Consider the following 23,965-nt stretch of genomic DNA (forward strand, 5'->3'; position numbering starts at 1 on the left):
CCTGCAGGAACAAGTGCTATCGATGGCCTGGGGGCGTGCCGCAGCGGTTCGATCAGAAGCAGGCCTGGCAATGCAAAAAGACCCCGTCACCGGCAGTGAAAATCTGCCAGATGCCGGGGTCTTCGCGACTCAAGGTCCTACTCGGTTTCTTCCTTTGCTTCCGGTGCCATGTCACTGGCCACCGTGGCTCCGGCCGCTACCGCGGGCACCGCAGCCGTATCCGGATTCGCATCCACGTCCTCGGCCGGGCCGGCGAACTGCGACTGGTACAGCCGGTAGTAGGCGCCCTGGGTCCCCAGCAGGTGCTCGTGGTTGCCCTGCTCCACGATCCGGCCGGACTCCATCACCAAGATGGTGTCCGCGTCGCGGATCGTGGACAGCCGGTGGGCAATCACGAAGCTGGTGCGGTCGCTGCGCAGCGCGGCCATCGCCTGCTGCACCAGCAATTCGGTACGGGTATCCACCGAGCTGGTCGCCTCGTCCAGGATCAGCAGCGACGGGTTGGCCACGAACGCGCGGGCAATGGTGATCAGCTGCTTCTCGCCGGCCGACACGTTGGTGCCTTCCTCGTCGATGATGGTGTCGTAGCCATCGGGCAGCGCGCGCACGAAACGGTCCACGAAGGTCGCCTTCGCGGCCGCGATCACTTCCTCATCGGTCGCATCCAGCCGGCCGTAGCGGATGTTCTCCATGATGCTTCCGCCAAAGAGCCATGCGTCCTGCAGCACCATGCCCACCTTCGAGCGCAGGTCAGCGCGGGAAAGGTCGGTGATATCGCGGTTATCGAGCATGATCTTCCCGGAGTTCAGCTCGTAGAAGCGCATCACCAGGTTCACCAGCGTGGTCTTGCCCGCGCCGGTCGGGCCGACAATCGCCACCGTGTGCCCCGGATCCGCGTCGAAGGACAGGTCCTCAATCAGCGGCTTGTCCGGGGAGTAGGAGAAGGACACATTCTTGAAGGAGACATGCCCGTCGGCGCGGGCAGGAAGGCTGTCCTGCGCGTCGTCCGGTTCCTGTTCCTCGGCGTCCAGCAGCTCGAAGGTGCGTTCAGCCGAAGCCACGCCGGACTGCAGCATGTTCGCCACGCCGGCAATCTGCCCCAGCGGCTGGGTGAACTCGCGGCTGTACTGGATGAACGCGGTCGCGTCGCCCAGGCTCATCGTGCCCGAAGCCACGCGCAGCCCGCCCACCACGGCGATGCCCACGTAGGCCAGGTAGGACACGAAGTTCATCACCGGCATGATCATGCCCGAGACGAACTGGGCGCCGAAGCTGGCCTTGTACAGTTCCTCGTTGCGCGCGGTGAAGCGGTCCACCATGTCCGCTTCGCGGCCGAAGACCTTCATCAGCTCGTGGCCGGAGAAGGATTCCTCGATCTGCCCGTTCAGCGCCCCGGTGTTCTTCCACTGCGCGGTGAATAGCTTCTGCGCCCGGGTGCCGATAATGCCCGCGGCAGCTGCCGACAGCGGCAGGGCCACCAGCGCGATCAGCGCCATCTGCCAGGAGACCACGAACATCATGATCACGATGCCGATAACGGTCATGGCCGAGGAGACCAGCTGGCTCAGCGCCTGCTGCAGCGCATTCTGGATGTTGTCCACGTCGTTGGTCACGCGCGAGAGCAGATCGCCCCGCTGGCGCGTGTCGAAGTAGTTCAGCGGCAGCTTGTTGATCTTGTCCTCGACGTCCTTGCGCAGGTTGTAGACCACGCGCATGACCAGCTTGTTCAGCAGCCAGCCCGAGGCCCACGAGAAGAGCGAAGCGACGAAGTACATGGAGAGCACGATCAGGATGTACTGCGAAAGCTGGGTGAAGTCGATGCCCTGCCCGGGGACGAAGTCCACCTTGGAGAGCATGTCGGCCTGGGTTCCCTGCCCCGAGTCGCGCAGCTGCTGGATCACCAGCTCCGCGGGCGTGCCGGCCGGGATGTTCTTGCCGATCAGCCCGGCGAAGATCACGTCCATGGCCTTGCCCAGGATCCGCGGTGCGATCACCGAGAGCACCACGTACACGGTGATCAGCGCGAACACCAGGACCATGCCCAGCTTGTACGGGGACATCAGCCCGACCAGGCGCTTGGCCGATGGCCAGAAATGCTCGGCCTTGCGCACCGGGGCGCCGCCGCTCCAGTCGTCGGCTCCCGCCGCGGCATCGAATTCATTGACGTCCGCAAGCTCGCTTTCGAGCTGCTCCGGATCGATATTCTTCTGCTTCTTCGCCATTTAGGCCACCTCCTCCACACTCAGCTGGGATGCCACGATTTCCTGATAGGTTTCCGAGGTTTCGAGCAGTTGCTCGTGGGTTCCCCGGGCCACGATTTCGCCATGGTCCAGGACCAGGATCTGGTCCGCACCGGTAATGGTCGATACGCGCTGGGCCACGATGATCACCGCGGCGTCCTTGGTCGGTTCAGCCAGGGCCGCACGCAGCCTGGCATCGGTGTTCACATCCAGGGCCGAGAAGGAATCATCGAACAGGTAGGTGCTCGGCTTCGCGGCCAGGGCCCGGGCAATGCACAGGCGCTGGCGCTGGCCGCCGGACACGTTGGTGCCGCCCTGGGAGATCTTCGAATCCAGCTGGCCTTCGCGTTCGGCTACGAAGCCGTCGGCCTGGGCCACCCTCAGCGCATCCCACAGATCATCTTCGGTAGCGTCCTGGGCGCCGAAGCGCAGGTTGCTGGCGATGGTCCCGGAGAACAGGTAGGGGCGCTGCGGCACCGCGGAGATGTTCCGCGAAATGGTGTCGCGTCCCAGTTCCCTCAGCGGCACCCCGCCGATCAGGATTTCGCCTTCGGTGGCGTCGTAGAGCCGCGGGATCAGGTTCAGCAAAGTGGTCTTGCCGGCACCGGTGGAGCCGATGATGGCAGTGGTCTGCCCCGGCTTGGCGGTGAAGGAGATATCGTTGAGCACCGGCGCCTCGGCGCCGGGGTATCCGAAGCTGACGTTCTTGAATTCCACGGTGCCCGGGGTGGGCAGCGCGATTTGCCGTTCGGCGGCATCGAGCATGCTCGGCTCGCTGTCGAGCACCTCGGAGATGCGGTCGGCCGAGACCATGGCACGGGGAATCATCATGGCCATGAAGGTACCCATCATGACCGCCATCAGGATCTGCAGCAGGTACTGCAGGAAGGCGGTCAGCGCGCCGACCTCCACCTGGTTGTTATCCACCCGGTGCCCGCCGAACCACAGCACGGCGGCGGTGGACAGGTGCAGGATCATGGTGATCGCCGGGAACATCAGCACGAACAGGTTGCCGACCTTGACACCGAGGTCGGTCAGTTTCTGGTTGGCATCGGCATAGCGCTGCGTCTCATGCTCTTCGCGCACGAAGGCGCGCACCACGCGGATGCCGGTGATCTGCTCGCGCAGCACGCCGTTGATCCCGTCGATGCGGGTCTGCATATCGCGGAACAGCGGCATGAGCTTGATGACCAGCAGGCCCACTACTATGAGCACCAGCGGTACCGAAACCCAAACGAGCCAGGACAGTCCGGGATCTTCGCGGATCGCCATGATCACGCCGCCGATGGACATGATCGGCGCGGTAATCATGAAGTTCAACGCCATCAAGGTGAGCATTTGGATCTGCTGCACGTCGTTGGTGCCGCGGGTGATCAAGGTGGCGGCGCCGAATTTGTTGACGTCCTGTGCCGAGAAGGTCGAGACCTTCTCGAAGACCGACTGGCGGATGTCGCGGCCTACGCTCATGGAGGTCTTGGCCCCGAAGTAGACGGCGGCCACCGCGGTGGCTACCTGGATGAGGGCCACCACCAGCATCAGTCCGCCGGTGCGCCAGATGTAGTCGATATCGGCTTCGACCACGCCGACGTCGATGATCCTGGCGTTCAGGCTAGGGAGATAAAGAGTGGCCACGGTGGTGGCCAGCTGCAAAATGACTACGGCAATGATCCACCCCGTGTACGGCTTGGAGTGTTTCAAGATGAGCTTGAGAAGCATGTGGGAAATCCTCGCTGGCATCAAGCTCTCCGGCATGCTGGACCTTCGGATTAAGGGCAGCGTGATTGAAGAGCGATTGCCAGTCTAGCGCTCGCCTTGGACACTTTGAATCATCCTTGCGATTGATTTTTATCAATCACTGGAAAGTACCCGTATTCCCGCAGGATCCCGGGCATGGTGGCGTTAATCATAAACCGTGTATTTACCGGCAGGACAGGTGCCGGTTACTTGCCACCAGCTCCTCTTGCGGCGGACATCACCGTTCTGCCGAGTCCTGTGCCCCGTGGCCCAGATAGGCCAAGGCGGCCACCACCTGGGCGCGGGTTCCGGTTTCCAGGGTCGGATGGATCACTGGGGCGAAGAATGGCGAGTGGTTCGCCGGGATCTTCGAGGCAACGGTGCCCTCGGCGACCGCCGCCCGGTAGGCGTCCGGATCCGCGCAGCCCACCGTCCAGTAGACGTACGGGATCCCGAAGGCATCGGGAATGACGCTGAAGTCCTCCGAGGCGGTGGCCGGTTCGGCCTGGTAGACCTGGCCCTGGTCGAAGTGGGCTTCGAAAGCCTTGGTGATCCGGTCGTTGGCCACCGCGTCATTGCTGGTCAGCGGGAACTGGTCGTAGAACTCGAAGTCCGGTTCCTTGGGCGAGCCGGCCGCGGCGCATTCGCCGCGCACGATGCGTTCGATGGAGTCGATGACGTGCTGGCGCAGCTGGAGATCATAGGTGCGAATGTTCAGCAGCAGCTGGGCCCGGTCCGGGATGATGTTCGCGGCGCTACCGGCATTCAACGCGCCGACGGTCAATACTGCGAACTGCCCGGGCCGGGTTTCACGCGAAACAATGGTCTGCAGCTTGAGCACGATGGACGAGGCCAGGACTACCGGGTCCACCGAATTATGCGGCATCGAGCCGTGCGCACCGCGCCCGTAGACGGTGATGCGCAGGCTGTCGCCGGCGGAAAGGATCGGTCCCGCGGTGGTGCCGATCCTCCCCGCTTCGACGGGCATCACGTGCTGAGCCAGCGCCACATCGGGCTTCGGTATCCTCTCCACCAGCCCATCGGCCACCATGGCCTTGGCCCCTGCGGCGGTCTCCTCGGCTGGCTGGAACAACGCCAGATAGGTGCCGGACCAGCGCTCGCGGTTCCCGGCCAGGAACTTGGCCGCGCCCAGCAGGGTGGCCATGTGCATGTCATGGCCGCAGGCGTGCATGGCACCGGGGACCGTGGAGGAATATTCCAGCCCGGTGTCCTCGGCGACCGGCAGGGCATCCATGTCGGCCCGGGCCAGTGCCACAGGCCCCTCGCCATTGCGCAGGATTCCGACGATTCCGGTACCGCCGATCAGGCAGGTTTCATAGCCCAGATCCTCAAGTTCCTCGCAGATTCGCGCCGAGGTCTCGTGCTCGGCCAGGCCCAGTTCCGGGTGCCGGTGGAAATGCTTGTAGAGCTCCTCCTGCCAGGGCAGCTGCTCCAAGATCGAGGCGGTGATTTCCTGTGCAGTGCCCATCGGGTTCCTTCCATCGCGCCCAGCTGCGCTGAGCCCCAGGGTCCCGCTGGCTAATTCGTTTTCAATCTATCCCCTGGCCGGCAGGACAGTCCAGAATCCGGCCGATTGCAACGGGAGCCAGATCCGGCGAGCGCTGGTGCCGCTAGCGGTCCCGTTCGGTGCAGATGCAGAACCTGTTGCCCTGCCGGTCCGTGGCCACGGTGAAGCTCGGCGCATACTGGGCATCGAGGCCGGCGCTTTCGCTGCCCAGCGCCTCGAGGACCGGCTCGCTTTCGGAGAATGGGACCCACACATCCAGATGCAGGCGGTTTGGGTTCGGGACCGGTGTTTCCTGGAACCAGATGCCCGGCAACCTGCCCGCTGGATCGGCAAGGCTGCCGTCGGGCTGCTCGCGGTAGCCCAGGCCAGCGGCCCACTGTCCGGATATGGCTTGGGCGTCGTCGGTGTCGATGCCGATTTCCACCACCTTGATCAAATCCAGTCGCGCTTTGGCATGCAAGGCGGCGGCCCGCTGCGAGATTTCCGAGGCCAGCGCGAGGTCCCTTTCGGTGATGTCGCCACCGGCATCGTGGGACACTGTCGAAACGAACAAGAGGTTGTAGCGCCAGTCCACATCCGGATGGTGGTTGGCCATCTGCGCTGCGCCAGCGATGTCGCTGAACAATTCGATGGCCTCTGCCGAGCTCTTGGCCTCATACACGGTGCAGAGCTTGCCGGCCAGCTTGCGCCACTGCGGCAGAGTCTCCAGCCGGGAGGCCAATTCGGTGCTTTCAATGCGGTCGTTTACGGTCATGTTCTCCTCCTTTTGGTGCAACTGTGGCACCACTTCCGGGCCGGCTCAAGCGGTCGGCCGCAATGCACAGGTTGGCGCCAGCGCCAGCCGCTGCGAACTGGATGCCGCCTGTGAACCGGAACTCGGCTGGTCCTGGCGCGGGCGAATCGGCTTAGCCTCGATAGGAATAGCGCAAGGAGGGCAGAATGCCATGCTGAACATCTTCCAGGCCAAGATCGACGACTCGACGCTGGATGACATCACCTCGGAGGACAGCAATCGCAGACGCCGGCTGCTGAGCCTCGCCACTCTGCTCGTGATTGCAGCCTTCGTGCTGGCGGCTCTGCTCGGCGCATTCGACCAGAAGAAGAGCATGGAACAACAGGCCGCCGGCTTCGCGGTCCAACTGCAGTATCCCGCGGTGGTCCGTGCCGGCAATGAAATCCAGCTGAGGGTTGAGATCACCTCTGCCAACCCCTTGCCCGAGACCATCACGCTGGACCTGAGCGAGGACTATCTCATGCTCTTCGAGGACTTCTCGGCCTTTCCCGAACCCGAGTCCGAGTCGAGCCGAGCTGATGGAACCATTGAATTCGAGGTCGCCCCGGCACCGGGGTCGCGGCAGATGGTGGCCACCCTCACGGGCCGGGCTTCGGACGAATGGTCGCCGAGCGCCAAGGGCGTGCTCGGAATTACGGTCAACGGCGAAAGCACGGACATGAAGATCAGAACTTGGAGGATCCCCTGATGGAAATAGTCATCCGCGCAGCCACCGCCTTCATCATCCTGTGGCTGGTTACGCGCGCCGCCGGCAGATCGACCCTGGGCGAGCTCAGTTCCTTCGAGCTGGTGCTGTTCGTCGTCCTGGGCGACCTGGTGCAGCAAGGGATCACCATGGAGGACCGTTCGCTCACCGGCAGCTTGCTGGCAGTATTCACCATGGTGGTCCTGGCCGCTGCACTGAACTTCGCCAACATGCGCTGGCCCAAGCTGGGCAAGCTGATGCAGGGCCGCCCGATTGTGCTGATCCGCGACGGGGTCCTGGACCGCAAGGCCCTGCACAACGAGCGCATTGGGCTGGACGAATTGAGCATGCTCGCCCGCCAAGCAGGCATCGAGAACTACAGCAGCATCCGGCTGGCGATCCTGGAAGCCAGCGGCAAGATTTCCTTCTTCACCCAGGAAGCCGAATCCCGTCCGTGACCATTTAATGCAATTGGAAGAAGGGGCATCCCTGCACGGGATGCCCCTTATGCGGTTCTCAGCCCGCCGGCGCGCTACTGCTGATCGGGTGTTTCGCGCTGGTCCGGCAGGTTGGCGGTTCGCTCGGCGTCCAGGCCTTGCTCGTCATCCTGGGCGGGGTAGTCCAGCAGCGTATCGTCGACCGGACGCTGCCCGTCAATCGGTTCGGGTAGCAGCGTTTCGGGATTGAGCGCCAAGGGATCGCCGTCGTTTTCCTCCAGCACCCGGTCTGCTCCGCGCAATGGATCCTCGGCGTCCTGGGCCTGGGGTGCATCCGATGAGCCAGCCGCCGGCTGGCTATCGCGCCCATCCAACGGCTCGTCCGTGTCCGAGTCCTTGCGCACGTCGTCGAATTCAGAATTATTCAGTGACATTCCAGCTCCTTCTCGTGTTTCCAATCGGTAATGATTTCCGAGGTGGTCTTCAGCTTCTGCCGATGCTGTTTGCGCATGAATTCCAAGGTAGTCCCTTCGAAATCCGGGTCGGCCGATGCTGTGGCGTCGGTGGCCACCGCCACCGGCAAGTTCGCAGCGAAGGCATCGGCCGCTGTGGCGGAGATGCACGTCTCGGAGGAGACCCCGGCGATCACCAGCGAACTGGCGCGGTGCTGCAGCAGCAGGTCCTTGAGCGCCGTATTCCAGAAAGCGCTGTCCCTGCGCTTGACCACCTCGATGGCCCCGTCCAGTTCCAACTCCGCCAGATACGCGGCCTGCCCCGTTCCTTCGAACAGGTAGCCCTGGTCGTCTTCGAGCATCTTCAGCGTCCATGTGGATTTATCTTCCTTGTGCACGGTGCGCACGCTGATCACCGGGTATCCGGACGCTCTCGCCGCCACGGCCAGCTGGTTGCAGCGGGCTGCCAGATCCTGGCGGGCCAGTGCCAGAACCGGATCCTCGAAGAATCCTTCTTGCAGGTCAATGAGCAGCAGCGCAGGGTGGCTGAAGTCGCTTGTCGCGCTCATGGCTCAGCGTGTTCGGCGCAGTGCTGGCAGCAGTACGCCTTCTGGACGTCGTGGACAGCGTGGCCCAGAATGGCGCAACCGCAGTGCGCGCACCTTTCGGCCATGGCGTGGATGGCGCATTCGAAACTGTCGAAGCGGCCCGTGCGCCCGTTCCGGGTGAGCGTGAACACCGTTTCGCTCGCATTGCCGCAGATATCGCAGGTCTGCATGGTTTGCCTCCTGAACTCGGTTTGGCCGTGGGACAGCTAGCGGTCCCCGTCGCCTTCGGAATACTGGTCTTCCGGGGAATCGTCGAGGTCCGGGTCGGCTCCTTGGACAGGAGGCAGGTGATTGCCGGGCTGCTCCAAGCCCTCTTCTGCCGGTTCCCCGGAATCGGCTGGCAGGTGCTCGTCGTCGGGTTGCCCCAGCGGCCAGAGATTCTCAACCAGGTCCTTGTCGGGATCCTTGAATCTGTCGGCAGCATGCGAAATGGCATCTTTGGCTTTGTCGATGAATCCCATGGTCATTCTCCTCACGTTGCGTTTCCCGGTGCTCTACCAACTACCAGCTATCGGCTGCACAAGTACATGATTAATCGGCTGTTGCCAGAGTCGAGGGGGCGCATCTGCAAGCTCGCTGGCAATGGTTGAAGACGTGCTTGCTGTGCTGGAGCGTGGAGGGTGTCCCACAAAAATACGCGAAAGGAGCACGATCATGGTTGCAGCCAAGGAACTAATGACCTCGCCTGCCAAATGCGTCAAGGAGCAGGACTCGATTCAAGTGGCCGCCCAGATGATGAAGGACCTCGGGGTCGGCATGCTGCCGATCTGCGGCAAGGACAACCGCCTGGCCGGCACGATCACCGACCGCGACATTGTCATCAACTGCGTTGCCGACGGCGTCGTGACTTCCAGCACCAAGGTGGCCGATTACGCCCAGGGCAAGCCGGTCACCATCGGAGCAGACGACTCGGTCGAAGAAGCCATCCGCACCATGCAGGAACACCAGGTGCGCAGGCTTCCGGTCATCGACGGGCATTCGCTAGTCGGCATGCTCGCCCAAGCAGACGTCGCCCGCTACTACGACGAGCAGAGCACCGGCAACCTGGTCGAAGGGATTTCCCAGGACTAGGATCTCCCAGCCCAGCCGGACCACAACGGAGAGCTTCCGGGAAAACCATGGTTTTCCCGGAAGCTCTGCCCTTGTTCTCCTGCGATTCTCCTGGCGGGAACGCCGTCACCGTCCGTTGGCGTCTGTGCCTCCCCGCGGATCGTCCAAGGAGCTCGGTCCCCGGATCACGCGGTACAGGCCGTAGATGAAGACCAATGCGCCCCAGCCGGCCACGATCCATAGCGGCCCTGAGGTGCTGTCAGGCGCTGCGAGCAGCGCATAGATGGCGAATCCTACGGCCACGAGCCCGCCGACAATCGCCAGCCACAGGCCAGCGCGATGTTTGCGGGGGCTGTCCGCTGCTTTGCCAGTCATGGCTTCTCCTTTCGCTGGCAGGAAAGTTCAACCTGCGTCATAGCGTTCTTCCCTTTCCTCGGATTCATCTTCGGTGTTCTCGTTGATGCTGCCCCGGCGAACCACGCGCTCGTCGCCTGGCTGGGCATCGTCATCCGGTTGCGTGGTGCGAGCCGGATTCTCGGGCTTCTCGCGTTCACTCATTGTGTCTCCTTCCGTGGCGGTCTGCTATGAATTGCGCAGGGCTTCGATGAGTTCGGCCTTGCGCATTTTAGAACGGCCATCAATGCCGATTTCCTTGGCCCGGTCCTGCAGCTCCCGGACCGTCCAGTCCTCGTAGTCCCCGGCCTTGCCTCCGCGCTTGCCCACTGCTGACCGGCCATCGCGGGCGGCGGCGTTGGCGATGCGCGCCGACTTCTGCTTGGAGTTCCCCTCCTCGCGCAGCTCCTCGTAGAGTTCTTCATCCTTGATCCGGCTCTTGCCTGCCATGGGTTTCCTCCCTCTCACGCTTCGCCAGCCGGCCCTTTTGCAGTGCCAGCACTGTGCGTTCCACGCTAGCCACTTCACTGATCAGGGGACAGTGCCCCTGCCGGACTTTGCGCTGAATCCCAGACTTCAGCGGTAGCACAATTCATGCAGCGGGGTGCGAAACTGGATCTTCGCAGAAAAAAGTCTGGCTGTTGCCGCCGAAGGTGGAGGTGATCCTCGCGCAGCGGAAGGCCCGGAGCACACTGGATGTGAACCCGGACGCCGCTGAGCGCACCGCGCCGGCGTCCTGCCGCAACAGCAGGAGGAGATCCCATGCCCGAGAAGAATCCCCAGGACCGCGCTGAGCCGCTCGGTACCGGAAGCGAAGACCGCGCCGGCAAGGAAAAGATCAGCCCGCCCGAACAGCGCCAGGAGGAACCCGGCCTGGACCGGGACCTGAAGCCCAAGGCGGATCATGGCGAGCGCAGCTATAAGGGCCGGGACCGGCTGGCCGGAAAACGCGCCCTGGTCACCGGCGGCGACTCCGGCATTGGCGCGGCGGTGGCTATCGCCTTTGCCCGCGAGGGAGCCAAGGTCGCCTTGGCCTATCTGCCCGCCGAACAGCCTGATGCCGATGCCATCGCCGGGGTCCTGGAAGATGCGGGAGTCGAAGTCCACTTGCTGCCCGGGGACCTGCGGGACCGCAATTACCGCGATTCATTGATCGACGAGGCGGTGACCGCCCTGGATGGCTTGGATATCCTGGTGAACAACGCCGGCAAGCAGATCAGCGTCGAGTCCTTGGAAGAGCTGAGCGACGAGCAGGTCGAAGCCACCTTCGATGTGAACATTTTCGCGATGTTCGCCTTGAGCCGCGCAGCCCTGCAGGTGCTTCCCGAAGGCGGCTCCATCATCAACACCACCTCCATCCAGGCCTTCGATCCGTCGGACCACCTGATGGACTATGCCGCCACCAAGGGCGCGATCAGCAACTTCACCAAGTCGCTGGCGTCCCAGGCAGCGAAGAAGGGCATCAGGGTCAATGCAGTGGCTCCGGGCCCCATCTGGACTCCATTGCAGCCTTCGGATGGCCAGCCGATCGAGGCGCTGCCTGAGTTCGGCCACGATACCTGGCTTGGCCGGGCCGGCCAGCCGGTGGAAGTGGCCCCGGCCTATGTGTTCCTGGCCAGCGATGAGGCTTCCTACGTGGTCGGTTCCACGGTGCACGTGAACGGCGGCAAGAACCAGCCGTAGGACGGTGAACTGGTCCCCGGGAAACAGGGCCCGGGGATCATTCCACGTCATCCTTGCTGATGGTGAATTCCATATTCCTCCGCTCGTATTCGCGCTGGCTGAAGGTGGCGCGCTGGACTTCCTTGACCTCGTCAAAGCTGGAGCCGATGGCTCCGCCCATGGTTCCCAGCGAGGATGCCAGCCAGGCAAGGTTGATGTATTCGGCCAGCGTGACATCGTGGCGCAGCTGGTAGGCGAGATATTCCTGGTCAATGACAATCAGCGAGCCTGCCAGCAGGGCGAGGAACAGGAGCAGGTACATGACTGTCGCGGCAAACCCGACCGTCAGCACGGTGGCCGCGTTGTAGACGACCATCCGCTCGCGGCGGCGGTTGCCCTTGGGCCTCTCCCACAACCGGTTGTGCAGCAGCAGCCAGAGCGTGAGGATCAGGATGCTTGAGACCGTGATCAGCGAAAGCCGCCCGGCAGGCAGGTAGTCGGCCATGGACCAGATGCTCGTGTAGAACACGCCGAAAGCACCAGTGGCCGCCGCACCTGCCATCGCGGAGGAAAGCCGCGGCACCAGTTTCCACGGCTGGTTGCTGCGCACCATCCCGGCAATCAGCAGCAGCCGCCCGCGCACACCCTCGATGCTCGAGATGCGGTTCTGCTCGTTTTGCCCGTCCTGCCGGCTGGCGTGCACGCTCATCACCCGTCCCAGCGGGGTCGGAGGCGGAGCCGGCTGCTTGCCGGTAGCCAATTCCCTGACCAGTTCGGCCAGTTCCCGTGCCACGGTGCGCGGTCGGGCCATCCCGAGGCTGGGCATGGAAAGCACGGCCGAGGCATCCTCGACGGAAATCACCGAACGCACGGGTCGGTTCTGCACATAGTGCGGGGCATCGGTGAGGTAGATGATGAAGTCCCAGCCATGCTTTTCCCGCAGCCTGGGCACCTTGTCGTTCAGCGCGACCCGTCCGCTCTCCCCCAAAGGGAGGGAGAAGGGAGCTACCTGCACGTCCCATTGCTGCTCGTGCTCCTGCAGCTTCTCCATGACCCCTTCCAGCCGGGCAGCGATCCGATTGGCCATCGCATCGGCTATGCCAGGGTCGGCAATTAATCCCACCGTGCGCTTCTCGGGCTCTTGCACGCTCATCAGCACCTCGCAGCTCTCAGGGCAGCAGTTTGGCCCGCTCCCACAGCACACACTAGGAAGTCGTGCCCGGGCCTGCAGTGCCGTTCAGCAACCTTGCAGGAACCGGCACCGGCAGTGCACGCTGGATCCCCGGAATTCCGGGGATCCCCGACTCACAGGCAATGCCCATCAAACTTGCCTTGTTGCCTGCTGCCCGGTGTGGAATGGTCGGTGCCATCGCCCATCTGATGAAGAAAGGACCATCCATGGAATCCAACCAGCCAGAAGAAGAGCGGCACGCGGGGATCACTCCAACGCCCGATGAGCCCGCGGAGGAAAAACAGAATTCTGTCGGGGACCACGAAGACGCGTTCGAGCAGCCAGCCGAGGAGCAGGACCCGGACCAGGTTGACACCGACCAGTTCAATACCGACTGATCCGCGTTTGTGTTCCTCCGGCAACGATACGACTAGGAGATCACCTCTTGAAAGCATTGACATGGCAAGGCAAGCGAAAGATCGGTTTCAGCGATGTCCCGGATCCGGTGATCCAGGATCCCGGGGACATCATCATCAAGGTCACTTCCACCGCGATTTGCGGATCGGACCTGCATCTCTATGAGCTGCTGGGCCCCTACATGCATGCCGGCGACGTGCTGGGCCACGAAACCATGGGCATCGTCCAGGAAGTCGGCAGCGGCATCACCAAGCTGTCGGTAGGCGACCGGGTAGTCATCCCGTTCAACATCTCCTGCGGCCACTGCTGGATGTGCCAGCACGACCTGCAGTCGCAGTGCGAGACCACCCAGGTGCGCAAGCACGGCAAGGGCGCCCAATTCTTCGGGTACTCCGAACTCTACGGACAGGTGCCCGGCGGCCAAGCCGAATACCTGCGCGTGCCCCATGCCGATTACGGTGCGGTGAAAGTTGGCGACCAGCTGCCCGACCACCGCTACCTTTTCCTCTCCGATATCCTGCCCACCGCGTGGCAGGGCGTGCACTATGCCAATGTCCCCGACGGCGGAACTCTCGCGGTCTACGGGCTCGGGCCGGTGGGGCAGCTCGCCGCGCGCATCGGCCGGCATCTGGGCTATGAGGTGCTGGGCATCGACCCGGTGGCAGAACGCCGCGCCATGGCTGAGCGCCACGGCATCCAGACCCTGGACTTCACCAAGGACACCGTGGGCGAATTGCGCGGGCGCACCGGTCGCGGCCCCGATGCCGTGCTCGATGCGGTGGGCATGGAAGCCCATGGTTCCCCGGTCTCCTCGATGTTCCAGCAGGCCACCGGGTTGCTGCCGGACAAGGCCGCGCAGCTGGCCATGGAGAACGTCTCCGCGGACCGCACCAGCGTGCTGGATTCGGCCATCGATGCCGTGCGCCGCGGCGGCACCCTGTCGATCAGCGGCGTCTATGCCGGGGCCGCCACCCCGATGCCGATGGTGAAGCTGTTCGACAAGCAGATCCAGATCCGACAGGGCCAATGCAATGTGCGCTCATGGACCCAGAAGCTGCTGCCGCTGGCCGAGGATGCAGCCGATCCGCTGGGCCTGGACGACTTGGTCACGCACGAGCAGCCGCTCTCGAACGGTCCGCAGATGTACGAGACCTTCCAGAAGAAGCAGGATGCGTGCATCAAGGTGGTGCTCAAGCCCTAGCGGCTAGGCGCTTTTCTTCCCGGAACCGGAGGCCTTCTTCTTGTGTGGCGAGGAGGAGGCCTCCTTTGCCGTTGCCTTCTTCGTGGCTGGTTTCTTCGCGGCCGGCTTCTTGGCTTCCGTTTTCTTCGCTGGTTTCTTCGCCGCTGGTTTCTTCGCTGCTGGCTTCTTCGCCGCCGCGGCCTTCCCATCCTTGGCTGCCTTGGCCGGGGCCTTGGCCTTGCGCCCGTCGATGCTGCGCTTGAGCGCCTCCATCAGATCGATGACCTCCCCGGACTCGCTGCTCTGGTCCGGGGAACCGAAGGTCGCCTCGGTATCCAGGTCCTCACCCTGCTCGATTTTCGCTTCGATCAGCGCCTGCAGCTGGACCTGGTATTCATCCTGGAACTCGTCCGGCGTGAAATCACTGCTGTACTGGTCCACCAGGGAGGCAGACATCTTCAGTTCCTGCTCGCTGATCCGCGGTGATTTCTCCGGTGCCACTGCCTCGGCATCGCGCAGCTCGTCCGCCCACATGACCGCTTGCAGCACCATCACCTTGGATCGGACACGCAAGATGCCCAGCCGGGTCTTCTGGCGCAGGGCGAAGCGCACCACTGCCAGCTTATCGGTGTCCTGAAGCGTTCGGCGCAATAGCTCGTAGGCCTTGGGCGATTTGGAGTCCGCCTGGAGATAGTAGCTCTTCTCCAGCATCAGGGGATCTACTTGGCTGGCCGGGACGAACTGGACCACCTCGATTTCGCGGCTCTTCTCCGCAGGCAACGCGTCCATGTCCTCATCGGTGAGCACAATGGTCCGTTCTCCGTCCTCATAGGCCTTGTCCAGATCCTTGTAGGCGATTTTCTTCCCGCACACTTCGCATCGGCGCTCGTAGCGGATCCGTCCGCCGTCCTTGTCATGGACCTGGTGCAGGTCGATGTCGTGGTCCTCGGTGGCGCCGTAGGCCTTGACCGGCACGTTCACCAGGCCGAAGGCAATTGATCCAGTCCAGATAGCTCGCATGGGCATAGTGAAGCATCTTTCCAGCCAGTGTGTCACTGCCCTAGTGATTCTGGCAGGCGGCGCTGAGGTTCGGCAGCGCGAAACGCAAAGCTTGCTTGGAACGCTGGATTCCCCGGCGCCGCTCGGGAAGATTGGTCCTCATAAGGCAAAGCAAAGGACAGCGCATGGCACGCAGGGAGCAAACCGTCACCGTCGCGGGGCACACGCTGAAGGTCAGCAATCTGGATAAGGTCCTGTACCCGCAGACCGGGACCACCAAGGGCGAAGTCATGGACTACTTCCAGCAGGTGGCCCCGGTGCTGATTCCGCATGCCGCGTGGCGCCCGGCCACCCGCAAGCGCTGGGTGGACGGCGTGGGGACCCCCGAAGAACCGGGCAAGGTGTTTTTCCGCAAGGATCTCGAGGACTCTGCCCCAGGCTGGATTCCCTCGGCCAAGCTGCAGCACAAGACCCACTCCAATATCTATCCGCTAGTCAACAACGAGGCGGTGCTGGCCTGGATGGCCCAGGTGGCTGCGCTGGAAATCCATGTTCCCCAGTGGCGCTTCGATTCCTCGCTGGAACCTGCCAATCCGGACCGGCTGGTGCTGGACCTGGATCCCGGTCCGGGCGCCGGCTTGGAGCAGTGCGCTGAAGTCGCCTTGATCTGCCGGGAGATTCTCGACGGCATGGACCTGCCCAGCTTTCCAGTGACCTCCGGTTCCAAGGGCATCCACCTCTATGCCGGACTGGATGGCAAATACACCTCGGAGCAAGTCAACGAGGTGGCCAAGGAATTGGCCTCCACCTTGCAGAAGGAGCATCCGCAACTGGTTCTCGCCAGCATGAAGCGCTCGCTGCGCGAGAACAAGGTGTTCGTGGACTGGAGCCAGAACAACGCCTCGAAGACTACCGTGTGCCCGTATTCTCTGCGCGGCCGCGCACGGCCCACTGTCGCGGCCCCGCGGACCTGGGAGGAAATCGAAGCGCCGGGGTTGGAGCAGCTGGACTTCCACGAGGTGCTGGACCGCATTGCTGATGGAATCGATCCGCTGGCGCAGCTGGCCTCGGGACAACAGCAGGATCCCGATCGCCTGGCGGTCTACCGCTCCAAGCGCGATGCGGCGCTGACACCTGAACCGGTGCCGGAGCAATCCGGGAATTCCCAGTCCATGCAGCCGGGCGGAAAGGACGGCACCGGCCTCTCCTTTGTCATCCAGGAACATCATGCCCGCGCGCTGCATTGGGATTTTCGCCTGGAGCACGACGGAGTGCTGGTCTCCTGGGCGGTGCCCAAAGGTCCACCCCTGGAACCAGGAATCCAGCGCTTGGCGGTCATGACCGAAGACCATCCGCTCTCCTACGCAAGCTTCGAAGGCAGCATCCCCAAGGGCCAATACGGTGCCGGGGAAGTATCGATCTGGGATTCGGGAAGTTGCACCATCGAGAAGTGGCGCGAAGGCAAAGAAGTCATCGCAGTGCTCACCGGCTCCCGCGAGGGCGGGCTGGGTGGAGTGGACCGGCGGTTCGTGCTGATCCAGGCCGCAGGGATGGGCGGCAAGGACAATTGGCTGCTGCAGCTGGCCAAGGATCAGCCGGTAGGAGCCGGTGCGGGAACGTCCGCTGATTCCGGTGGCGAAGAACCGGAGGCTGCTCGCGAGCCTAGCGCCAAGCAGGCCGTGGCTGACCTGTCGGGCCAGGCGTTGCGCCCCATGCTGGCCACTGCCGGCACTGCTCGGGAGATCTCCGGCGAGCGGGGTTGGAGTTTTGAGATGAAATGGGACGGCTACCGCGCGTTGGCAGTAGTCGATGGCGCCAAAACCAAGCTGATTAGCCGCAACGGCCATGACCTGACCGGAGACTTCCCGGAACTCGAAATCCTCGGTTCGCTGCTGCCCGACCGCTGTGTGGTGGACGGGGAAATCGTCGCCCTGGATTCTTCGGGCCGCCCTGACTTCTCGCTGCTCCAGCAACGGGTGGCCCACCAGCGGAAGAAACGCACGAAGCAGGCCTCGGCCATCAGGATCCAGTACATGGTCTTCGACGTGCTGCAGCTGCCATATGACAAGGATGCAGGACTGGTGGATCTGACTTCCCTGCCCTACGCGCAACGCCGCCAACGGCTTGCGGGCCTGGATCTCGACCACCGGTACGTGCAGGTGCCACCGGCCCACACCGGGACCTTGGAGCAGGCCATCGAGACCAGCCGTGCGCTGGGCCTGGAAGGCGTGGTGGCCAAGGAACGCGACTCCGTCTACGAGTTGGGCCGGCGCAGCGGCAGCTGGGTGAAGCTCAAGCACCAGCGGCACCAGGAAGCTGTGGTGATTGGCTGGCGGTCTGGACAGGGGTCGCGCAGCGGCAGCCCGGCCTCGCTGCTGCTGGCCATTCCTGGAAATGGCGGCTTGGAATACGCCGGCCGGGTGGGCACCGGATTCAGCGACGCGCAACTGGCCGAAATCCGCGAGCGGCTTGAAAAGATCGAACGCAAGACTCCCCCGGCCAAGAACATCCCGGCAGCGCATCAAAGCGATGCCCACTGGGTGAGTCCGAAATACGTGGCAGAAGTCCGATACAGCGAACTGACCTCGGACCGCCTTCTGCGCCATCCGGTGTGGCGCGGCTGGCGCGAAGAGAAGCAACCGGATGAGGTCCGCTGGGAACCGGCAGATCCGGCCGGGAACCAAACTCCAACTAACCACTAACAGAGGAGCAGAACATGAAATTGCTGGTAAAGATCTTCGGAACCCTGATTTCGCTCGGCGCAGGCTGGCTCGGAGCCAAGCTCGTCTCCGGGGTCTGGCATAAAGCCATGGGTGAAGAACCGCCATCCCTGGCCAACCCCGAAAAGCAGCAGCAGGCCGCCGTAGGCAAGGTGCTGGCGTTCGCCGTGATCTCGGGGGCAAGCGCTTCTGCCATCCAGGCCATGGCCAAACGGTGGACGCGTTCCCTCGAAGCCAAGGCCGCCAACCGCTAGCAGGCCGCATTCTGGCCGGTAACCGGATGCACCGGGTCGCGCAGCTGCTGCCCAGTTGCACGGCTCGGTGTTTTCGTTGGTGCCGGGCAGCTTTCTGCCCGGTGTGCACTGCCCTGGTGCATCGCGGATGGCTGACGGCCTGCGGGAATCGCATGGTGACCAATTGGCCGGTCGACAGCTTCTCCAGCAGGCAGAACTGCCAACGGGATTGCAGGCTTTTGCAGCATTCAAGCCTTCCTTGATGCCTTGGAAGTGTGCGACACGGTCCATGGCGAGGTTATTGCCTTCCAGAAGTCCGTCGAAAATATATCCCAGAAGTCTCTGGCATTGAGTGCATCCACTGAATTAGAATGAAAACAAAATATCACTATATGAAAGTTGAATCGATGACTGCCCATTCTTCTCCGCTCACCGCCGGCCAGCCAGCGCCAGCCTTCTCCCTGCAAGATGCCAAGGGAGAGACCATCTCGCTTTCGGATTATTCAGGGCAGAAAGTGATCGTGTATTTCTACCCCAAGGCCGCGACTCCCGGCTGCACCACCGAGGCCTGCGATTTCCGCGACAACCTCAATTCGCTGCAGGCCGCAGGATTCTCCGTTCTGGGCATTTCTCCGGACGCTCCGGAAGAGCTGGCTGCCTTCGCTAGCGATGAATCGCTGAATTTCCCGCTGCTTTCCGACCCGGGCAACGAAGTTGCCAAAGCCTACGGCTCCTACGGTGAAAAGAACATCGGTGGAAAGACCGTCGTGGGCACGCTGCGCTCCACCGCAGTCATCGATGAAGACGGCAGCATCCGCCAAATTGAATATTCTGTGGACGCCCAAGGGCATGTGGCGCGACTTCGCGATTCCCTCGGAGTCTAGAGGATTCCGCACCCGGATCTTTCCGGTGCCAGCCCGGACGCTTCGAGCCGGGGCCAACTTTAACCGGCCCCGGCCACATCCTGCAGTCTGCGTTGAGGATCCCTGGACGGCAAGCTACATCTGCATCTCGGAATGGGCATTGGCCAACAGATGCGTGAAAGCACCACGCTCGAATGCGGCCCGCTGGCGGACGGCGCCATTGCCTGTCTCCAGCATGTTCCTGAGTGAAATCACGGCATAGTCGTAATCTCCATGTTCCTTCAGTGCGCCCTCAATGAGTCGGAGCATTCTGCGGGCCAGTTCCTCCACAGCGACCGGCTCTCCGGTTCGCGTGTCCACGTGCACTCCGGTGATTCCGTTCTTGGCCGCTTGCCACAGTGACAGATCCAGGACTTCGGGCAGATACTCCGGCGCATCGAATTCGCCGGCCACCGCAGTCTCGACCAGCCCTCGCATGAGCACGGCCAGCAACACCGAATCCTGCGCTCGCAACTGCGAATCCGCGACCCGAATTTCGAGTGTCGGGTACTTTTCCGACAACCGGGCAGACCATCCGATATGGCCAGGGTCGGGAACCGCATCGGTTCCATTGATTCGCGCAAGCCGAGTCCCATAGTCTTTCGAATCCTTGAAGTACGGCGGAATCCCCTGGACGGACCACTTTCGGTAATGAATGGTTCTCCACGATGAAAAGTTGCTGTCGACCCCTCTCCAATACGGAGAATTGGCGCCCAGGGCGCAAAGAAATGGCAGCCATCCGCGCAAGAAGTTGAGCGCACGAATTCCCGCTTCGGAATCCGGGATGGACACATGGACGTGCAAACCGCACATGTAATGCTCTGACGCTATTCCGGAAACGAAGTTGCCGATTTCCCGATACCTTGCATTATCGGTCAGCTCCGGAGCCTGCTGGGCAATCATCGGCGCCGCGCCCAAACCCGCGACCAGCAGGCCGCGGGAGGCCGCTTCGCTTGCCAGAGCACTGCGGAAACTTCCCAGCTCATGCAGGGCCTGATCCCGGTCTTCGCAGATGGCGCTGGCATGTTCTATTTGGCAAGCAAGCAGTTCGTTCTGCACTTCGCCATTGCGTTGCGAATCCAGCGCTTGCCGTAACGCTTCTTTATCCGTGCTGGCCGGCAACCCTGTTTCTGCGTCGAACATGAAGAATTCTTCTTCAATGCCAAAGGTGCTCATTTCGTGCCTCCCGGAACATGGCTGCTAGGGCGTCGGACCAGCAACCGGCCTGTGTTGACTTACTGCTGGCTAACCTGGTCTGCCTGATGCGAACTAGCGGGGAACTGCTCATCATTCTTCTTGCGCGGAACGGATTGCCGCATGATCAATCCCCTTTCAGCTAGGCTGCGAATATCCGGATGGCCGCAGCTTCATCCGCCTCGGCGGCTTGCGTTCTGCGTAAGCGGATTCTGAAACAGTAGATCCCGTAGCCTGGCTGCATCTGCTTGCCCGATGGATTCTCATGGTTTTCCCATCAACCCAGAATGAATCGGACATGAAATCTGAACTAGCTGTGAGGTTCAGGGACATTGTTTAGTCGGGCGAAGGGTGCGCAGCCAATCGCTGAGTGGTGTCGGTGGTGGTTGTAGAAGTGGAGCCAGCCGGGCAGAGCCAGGCGTCGCTCGGCGTTTGAACCGTAAAACTTGGCATAAGCCCACCCGCCCCTGAGTGTGCGGTGGAACCGCTCGATCGTCCCGTTCGTCTGCGGCTGATAGGGAGGTGCTCGCTTGTGTCTGATGCCAAGCCGAGCGCAGAAGTCCCTCCAAAGGTGGGATCTGTAGGCCGACCCGTTGTCGGATAGGACTCGCTCGACGGTCACGCCCCGTTCAGCGAACCAGGCCACAGCGCGTTCGAGAACTCCCACCGCTGTGCTTGCCCGCTCGTCCATGCAGATCTCTGCATAAGCGGCTCGGGGGTGGTCGTCGATCACTGTGTGAACGAACGCCGTTCCGGTCCGCGGCTTGTGGTCTTTGCCTCTGGGCAGTCCCGGAGTGGCGGTTCTGTTCCGTGCGCCTTGCTGCCGACCAACGTAACGATGTCCACCACCGTCGGGGATATTCCCGAACTTCGTGACATCGACATGGATCAACGATCCCGGATAAGGGTGCCCATGTCGCCGCAAGGGCTCACCAGTGACACGATCGATATGGGAGAGGCGGTTCACGCGGCAACGGGCGAGGACCGCTTGAACCCTGGACGCCGGGAGACAAAGTCACGCAGCGATCTGGGCTGGACCAGCCGAAGTCGCAAGCGCAGATTGATGATCTGCTTCTTCTTGGCATGCTCGGGCGTCCTGCCTGGACTGCAATGCGGCCTGCTGGAGCGATGCTGCATCCCATGCCCACCCTCTTCCCGTCAACGACCGGCCCCCTTCCGGGCAGTGATCGGAGAGAGCATATACATCTTCGCTGCCATCGTGGCCGGATAGCCGTCTTCAACAATCAGACGGGCTATCCGGAGACGGGTACGAGGCGTGAGCAGCGCATTTGGATCAGTCATCGATTGGCCTCCGCAGTGGTTTCCAAAAGCGTGTGCCGGCTCAGCACCATGGTCAAGAGCGCGGCCGCCGCCAATGCCGCGGCCACCCAGACCGGCGCGAGCACCCCCAACCCTGCCGCGAGCCCGAACGCGCCAAGCACAGGACCCGCCGCGGCACCGAGGTTCAATGCCGCGGTTGCGTACGAACCGCCCATCGTTGGAGCAGCCGACGCTGCATACAGCACACGCGTGATCAAGGTGCTGCCAATGCCGAACGACAGGAAGCCCTGAACGAAGACGAGGACGATAAGCGCAACGGGATGCGACGCGACCAATGCCAATCCGATCCATCCTGTCAGCAGCAGCGGGCCGCCGACTGCAAGCACGACGCCGGGGCGTTGATCTGACAGTCGCCCAGCGATCGTGACGCCAAGGAATGATCCGACGCCGAACATCACCAGTGCGAAGGACACCCACCCATCAGCCATCCCCGCAGTCTCGGTCACTACGGGGGCGAGGAAGGTGAACGCCGCAAAGGTCCCTCCGTTGATCAGCGCTCCAAGTGCCATGGCCAGGATGAGCCGCGGCGTCGCCAACTGGCTGAGCTCGGCACGAAGCCTTGGCGAGGACCCGGCAGTTGCGGTCTGACCGGCATTGTTCGTGATCCCTCGAACGACTCCGAAGACCGCCGGAATACAGAGGATGGCGACTGCCCAGAACGTCGTTCGCCAGCCCAACGCTGTGCCGAGCAGAGACCCAGCGGGGACACCCGCGACGGTTGCGATCGTCGTGCCGGAGAGCAGGATCGACAGTGCACGCCCCTTCTGGTTCGCTGGCACGAGAGTAGTGGCCGTGCTCAGTGCTACCGCGAGGAATCCTGCGTTTGCAAGAGCGCTGAGCACCCGGGTTATGAGGAGGAGAGCGAACACGGGTGTCATCGCTCCGATGACGTGGCTTCCCGCGAACACGAGAAGGCAGACGATCAACGTGAGCCGCGGTGGCCAACGGCGAGCGAATGCCGCCATCACTGGCGCGCCGATGACCATACCGATCGCGAAGGCCGAAGTCAGCAGGCCCGCCGTGCCGACCGAGACGTCAAGCTCGGTCGCGATCGCGGGGAGCAATCCCGCGAGCATGAATTCTGAAGTGCCCATGACGAAAACCGCCAAGGCAAGCATGTAGAGAGCAAAAGGCATCGAGTACTCCGAAGTAAGAAATCAAGAAATGGTTCTTCTTGTCACCACGGCCAGCACCCCGGGTACGCCAGACATACGCCCACACAGATCGTGGGCGTCGTAACTACTGGTTGAAGGGGCTGGCGGTGTGACCGACAACCCCGGACTTGTCTGACTCGGGACTCGACATATCCCGAACTCTACAGCGCTCGACTGCGCGTGGCGTGGATAGACACGTCCCTAATCGGCACGACGTCGTTGCGCGCGGGGGCAGAACACTGTCCCTGGACATCACAACTGGCTCTGGAAGCGGCAACGATCTGCCCGCAGCTGCGGCGAACAGCAAGCACGGCTGTGGACCTTGGAAATGCGGTCCGTTCCGGCGTACATACGAAGCCTAGCGACGGGCAGTCCGCGGCAGACCAAACAAACTACTGACTAGGCCGGAAGCTAAGTTCAAAAAGCTCTCCTCTGAGCCTGAAAATTAGCTGAGAACCCAGGGACACCCCTCCCGGTCGTAGACCAAGTGGCCTAGATTTAAAGCACACTCCGCTTCTCAACGACGGCGAACCTTGCCTGCTGGCAGACTCATCGGCAATCTGCGAAGTGGCGTGACTTATGGGGTGCACTCGAGAGTTACGAACAAAGTGGAGGTAGTACTAATGCCAGGACGTATAGTCAGGTCCAAGACTGCTGAACGTGTCGCCGAACTCCTGGGGTCGCGCGAAGGACGCTCCCATCTGAGCGAGTACGGGTGGATCCAAGGAATGCCCGTGATCATTGCACAACCCAACGAGCCGGTAGACGACGTCATGGGCCTCGCTTCCGTTCACAATTGCGCTGTTCTCGTGGCGATACTGGACGCCCAGGGCGAGCAGCTTCGTTTCATCCATGTCTCGCCTCCCAACGGTGCTCTCCGGATCGTCGATGAGACTCCTGCGAATACCCGGATCTGCACGCTCTTCGAGCAAGCGGAGGAAAGCGGCATGCTGGCCTTCCGAGTTCGGTATTGGACCCACACGGCAATTGCCAACGCCCTGCCGGTCTTTACTCCGGAAGAACAGCGGCCGATGGCAATGACGCGCGGCTAGCTGCCGGGTGACTGGAGGTT

Annotated in this window: 25 protein-coding genes and 1 pseudogene; 10 read left to right on the forward strand and 16 right to left on the reverse strand. The window is 62.6% G+C overall.

Going from position 1 to position 23,965, the window contains the following annotated elements:
- Positions 1-137: 137 nt before the first annotated feature.
- The 4 genes from ACFVHU_RS07435 to ACFVHU_RS07450 all read right to left on the reverse strand — a co-directional run bounded on the left by ACFVHU_RS07435 (position 138) and on the right by ACFVHU_RS07450 (position 6,256).
- Positions 138-2,222, reverse strand: coding sequence for an ABC transporter ATP-binding protein (locus ACFVHU_RS07435; protein WP_105656089.1), 2,085 nt, complete (start codon positions 2,220-2,222; stop codon positions 138-140).
- Complete coding sequence (locus tag ACFVHU_RS07440) at positions 2,223-3,956, reverse strand: ABC transporter ATP-binding protein (protein WP_105656088.1); 1,734 nt, start codon at positions 3,954-3,956, stop codon at positions 2,223-2,225.
- 256 nt (positions 3,957-4,212) lie between these two features.
- Entirely contained in the window at positions 4,213-5,463 is a 1,251-nt protein-coding gene (locus ACFVHU_RS07445) for a M20 family metallopeptidase (RefSeq protein ID WP_388023575.1), read from the reverse strand.
- A gap of 142 nt (positions 5,464-5,605) precedes the next feature.
- Positions 5,606-6,256, reverse strand: coding sequence for a 4a-hydroxytetrahydrobiopterin dehydratase (locus tag ACFVHU_RS07450; protein WP_388023578.1), 651 nt, complete (start codon positions 6,254-6,256; stop codon positions 5,606-5,608).
- A 190-nt stretch (positions 6,257-6,446) separates the two neighbouring features.
- On the opposite strand from ACFVHU_RS07450, the gene ACFVHU_RS07455 reads away from it, so the two are divergent.
- Together ACFVHU_RS07455 and ACFVHU_RS07460 are read left to right on the forward strand one after the other, a co-directional pair.
- Positions 6,447-6,983 (forward strand): hypothetical protein, encoded by a 537-nt coding sequence (locus ACFVHU_RS07455; RefSeq protein ID WP_388023581.1) that lies wholly within the window; start codon positions 6,447-6,449, stop codon positions 6,981-6,983.
- Entirely contained in the window at positions 6,983-7,438 is a 456-nt protein-coding gene (locus ACFVHU_RS07460) for a DUF421 domain-containing protein (protein WP_133834812.1), read from the forward strand. The genes ACFVHU_RS07455 and ACFVHU_RS07460 overlap by 1 nt, the downstream gene beginning before the upstream one ends.
- A gap of 74 nt (positions 7,439-7,512) precedes the next feature.
- Here ACFVHU_RS07460 and ACFVHU_RS07465 read toward each other — a convergent pair whose 3' ends face one another.
- The 3 genes from ACFVHU_RS07465 to ACFVHU_RS07475 all read right to left on the reverse strand — a co-directional run bounded on the left by ACFVHU_RS07465 (position 7,513) and on the right by ACFVHU_RS07475 (position 8,938).
- A complete protein-coding gene (locus ACFVHU_RS07465; RefSeq protein ID WP_388023584.1) occupies positions 7,513-7,851 on the reverse strand; it encodes a hypothetical protein in 339 nt (112 codons plus the stop codon).
- On the reverse strand, positions 7,842-8,438 hold the full coding sequence (locus tag ACFVHU_RS07470) for a cysteine hydrolase family protein (protein ID WP_388023587.1): 597 nt from the start codon (positions 8,436-8,438) through the stop codon (positions 7,842-7,844). The genes ACFVHU_RS07465 and ACFVHU_RS07470 overlap by 10 nt, the downstream gene beginning before the upstream one ends.
- Before the next feature lie 245 nt (positions 8,439-8,683).
- The gene (locus tag ACFVHU_RS07475; RefSeq protein WP_146112202.1) at positions 8,684-8,938 is read right to left on the reverse strand and encodes a hypothetical protein; all 255 of its coding nucleotides are present in this window, start codon (positions 8,936-8,938) and stop codon (positions 8,684-8,686) included.
- A gap of 193 nt (positions 8,939-9,131) precedes the next feature.
- Here ACFVHU_RS07475 and ACFVHU_RS07480 point away from each other — a divergent pair, with 193 nt between their 5' ends.
- Positions 9,132-9,548 carry a CBS domain-containing protein gene (locus ACFVHU_RS07480; protein ID WP_105656079.1) on the forward strand — a complete coding sequence of 139 codons (417 nt, stop codon included), beginning with the start codon at positions 9,132-9,134 and terminating at the stop codon, positions 9,546-9,548.
- A gap of 105 nt (positions 9,549-9,653) precedes the next feature.
- Here the strand turns inward: ACFVHU_RS07480 and ACFVHU_RS07485 are convergent, their stop codons facing one another.
- The 3 genes from ACFVHU_RS07485 to ACFVHU_RS07495 are packed head-to-tail and all read right to left on the reverse strand — an operon-like array spanning position 9,654 to position 10,370.
- Positions 9,654-9,902, reverse strand: a complete 249-nt coding sequence (locus tag ACFVHU_RS07485; RefSeq protein WP_105656078.1) for a hypothetical protein — start codon at positions 9,900-9,902, stop codon at positions 9,654-9,656.
- Between the two features lie 27 nt (positions 9,903-9,929).
- Positions 9,930-10,085, reverse strand: a complete 156-nt coding sequence (locus tag ACFVHU_RS07490) for a hypothetical protein (protein ID WP_166650857.1) — start codon at positions 10,083-10,085, stop codon at positions 9,930-9,932.
- A 24-nt stretch (positions 10,086-10,109) separates the two neighbouring features.
- Entirely contained in the window at positions 10,110-10,370 is a 261-nt protein-coding gene (locus ACFVHU_RS07495; RefSeq protein WP_105656077.1) for a Rho termination factor N-terminal domain-containing protein, read from the reverse strand.
- Positions 10,371-10,682: 312 nt separating this feature from the next.
- Between ACFVHU_RS07495 and ACFVHU_RS07500 the strand changes: the two genes are divergently transcribed.
- Positions 10,683-11,603: an SDR family oxidoreductase gene (locus ACFVHU_RS07500; protein ID WP_105656076.1), complete on the forward strand. Its 921-nt coding sequence runs from the start codon at positions 10,683-10,685 to the stop codon at positions 11,601-11,603.
- Positions 11,604-11,640: 37 nt separating this feature from the next.
- On the opposite strand, the gene ACFVHU_RS07505 is transcribed toward ACFVHU_RS07500, so the two are convergent.
- Positions 11,641-12,735: a hypothetical protein gene (locus tag ACFVHU_RS07505; RefSeq protein ID WP_388023594.1), complete on the reverse strand. Its 1,095-nt coding sequence runs from the start codon at positions 12,733-12,735 to the stop codon at positions 11,641-11,643.
- A gap of 245 nt (positions 12,736-12,980) precedes the next feature.
- On the opposite strand from ACFVHU_RS07505, the gene ACFVHU_RS07510 reads away from it, so the two are divergent.
- Positions 12,981-13,151 (forward strand): hypothetical protein, encoded by a 171-nt coding sequence (locus tag ACFVHU_RS07510; RefSeq protein WP_332499153.1) that lies wholly within the window; start codon positions 12,981-12,983, stop codon positions 13,149-13,151.
- 47 nt (positions 13,152-13,198) lie between these two features.
- Positions 13,199-14,371, forward strand: a complete 1,173-nt coding sequence (locus ACFVHU_RS07515) for an alcohol dehydrogenase catalytic domain-containing protein (RefSeq protein WP_105656074.1) — start codon at positions 13,199-13,201, stop codon at positions 14,369-14,371.
- A 3-nt stretch (positions 14,372-14,374) separates the two neighbouring features.
- Here the strand turns inward: ACFVHU_RS07515 and ACFVHU_RS07520 are convergent, their stop codons facing one another.
- Positions 14,375-15,376, reverse strand: a complete 1,002-nt coding sequence (locus tag ACFVHU_RS07520; protein WP_388023597.1) for a Ku protein — start codon at positions 15,374-15,376, stop codon at positions 14,375-14,377.
- Positions 15,377-15,534: 158 nt separating this feature from the next.
- Here ACFVHU_RS07520 and ACFVHU_RS07525 point away from each other — a divergent pair, with 158 nt between their 5' ends.
- The 3 genes from ACFVHU_RS07525 (at position 15,535) to bcp (ending at position 19,186) form a co-directional block, all read left to right on the forward strand.
- On the forward strand, positions 15,535-18,051 hold the full coding sequence (locus ACFVHU_RS07525) for an ATP-dependent DNA ligase (protein ID WP_388023600.1): 2,517 nt from the start codon (positions 15,535-15,537) through the stop codon (positions 18,049-18,051).
- A gap of 14 nt (positions 18,052-18,065) precedes the next feature.
- Complete coding sequence (locus ACFVHU_RS07530; protein ID WP_105656071.1) at positions 18,066-18,323, forward strand: DUF4235 domain-containing protein; 258 nt, start codon at positions 18,066-18,068, stop codon at positions 18,321-18,323.
- 386 nt (positions 18,324-18,709) lie between these two features.
- A complete protein-coding gene (gene bcp, locus ACFVHU_RS07535; protein WP_388023603.1) occupies positions 18,710-19,186 on the forward strand; it encodes a thioredoxin-dependent thiol peroxidase in 477 nt (158 codons plus the stop codon).
- 114 nt (positions 19,187-19,300) lie between these two features.
- Here bcp and ACFVHU_RS07540 read toward each other — a convergent pair whose 3' ends face one another.
- From ACFVHU_RS07540 to ACFVHU_RS07555, 4 genes and pseudogenes are all read right to left on the reverse strand, one after another.
- Positions 19,301-20,380: a YbdK family carboxylate-amine ligase gene (locus ACFVHU_RS07540; protein WP_388023606.1), complete on the reverse strand. Its 1,080-nt coding sequence runs from the start codon at positions 20,378-20,380 to the stop codon at positions 19,301-19,303.
- A 328-nt stretch (positions 20,381-20,708) separates the two neighbouring features.
- Positions 20,709-21,700: pseudogene (locus ACFVHU_RS07545) on the reverse strand (IS481 family transposase).
- Positions 21,697-22,875, reverse strand: a complete 1,179-nt coding sequence (locus ACFVHU_RS07550; RefSeq protein WP_105656069.1) for a Cmx/CmrA family chloramphenicol efflux MFS transporter — start codon at positions 22,873-22,875, stop codon at positions 21,697-21,699. Before ACFVHU_RS07550 ends, ACFVHU_RS07545 begins: the two are co-directional and overlap by 4 nt.
- A 21-nt stretch (positions 22,876-22,896) precedes the next feature.
- The gene (locus ACFVHU_RS07555; protein ID WP_124770126.1) at positions 22,897-22,950 is read right to left on the reverse strand and encodes a chloramphenicol resistance leader peptide; all 54 of its coding nucleotides are present in this window, start codon (positions 22,948-22,950) and stop codon (positions 22,897-22,899) included.
- A gap of 566 nt (positions 22,951-23,516) precedes the next feature.
- On the opposite strand from ACFVHU_RS07555, the gene ACFVHU_RS07560 reads away from it, so the two are divergent.
- Positions 23,517-23,945 carry a hypothetical protein gene (locus ACFVHU_RS07560; protein ID WP_388023609.1) on the forward strand — a complete coding sequence of 143 codons (429 nt, stop codon included), beginning with the start codon at positions 23,517-23,519 and terminating at the stop codon, positions 23,943-23,945.
- The last annotated feature ends 20 nt before the right edge of the window (positions 23,946-23,965 follow it).

Origin of the sequence: Glutamicibacter sp. NPDC127525 (genome assembly GCF_042672105.1) — a bacterium.
GTDB lineage: Bacteria > Actinomycetota > Actinomycetes > Actinomycetales > Micrococcaceae > Glutamicibacter.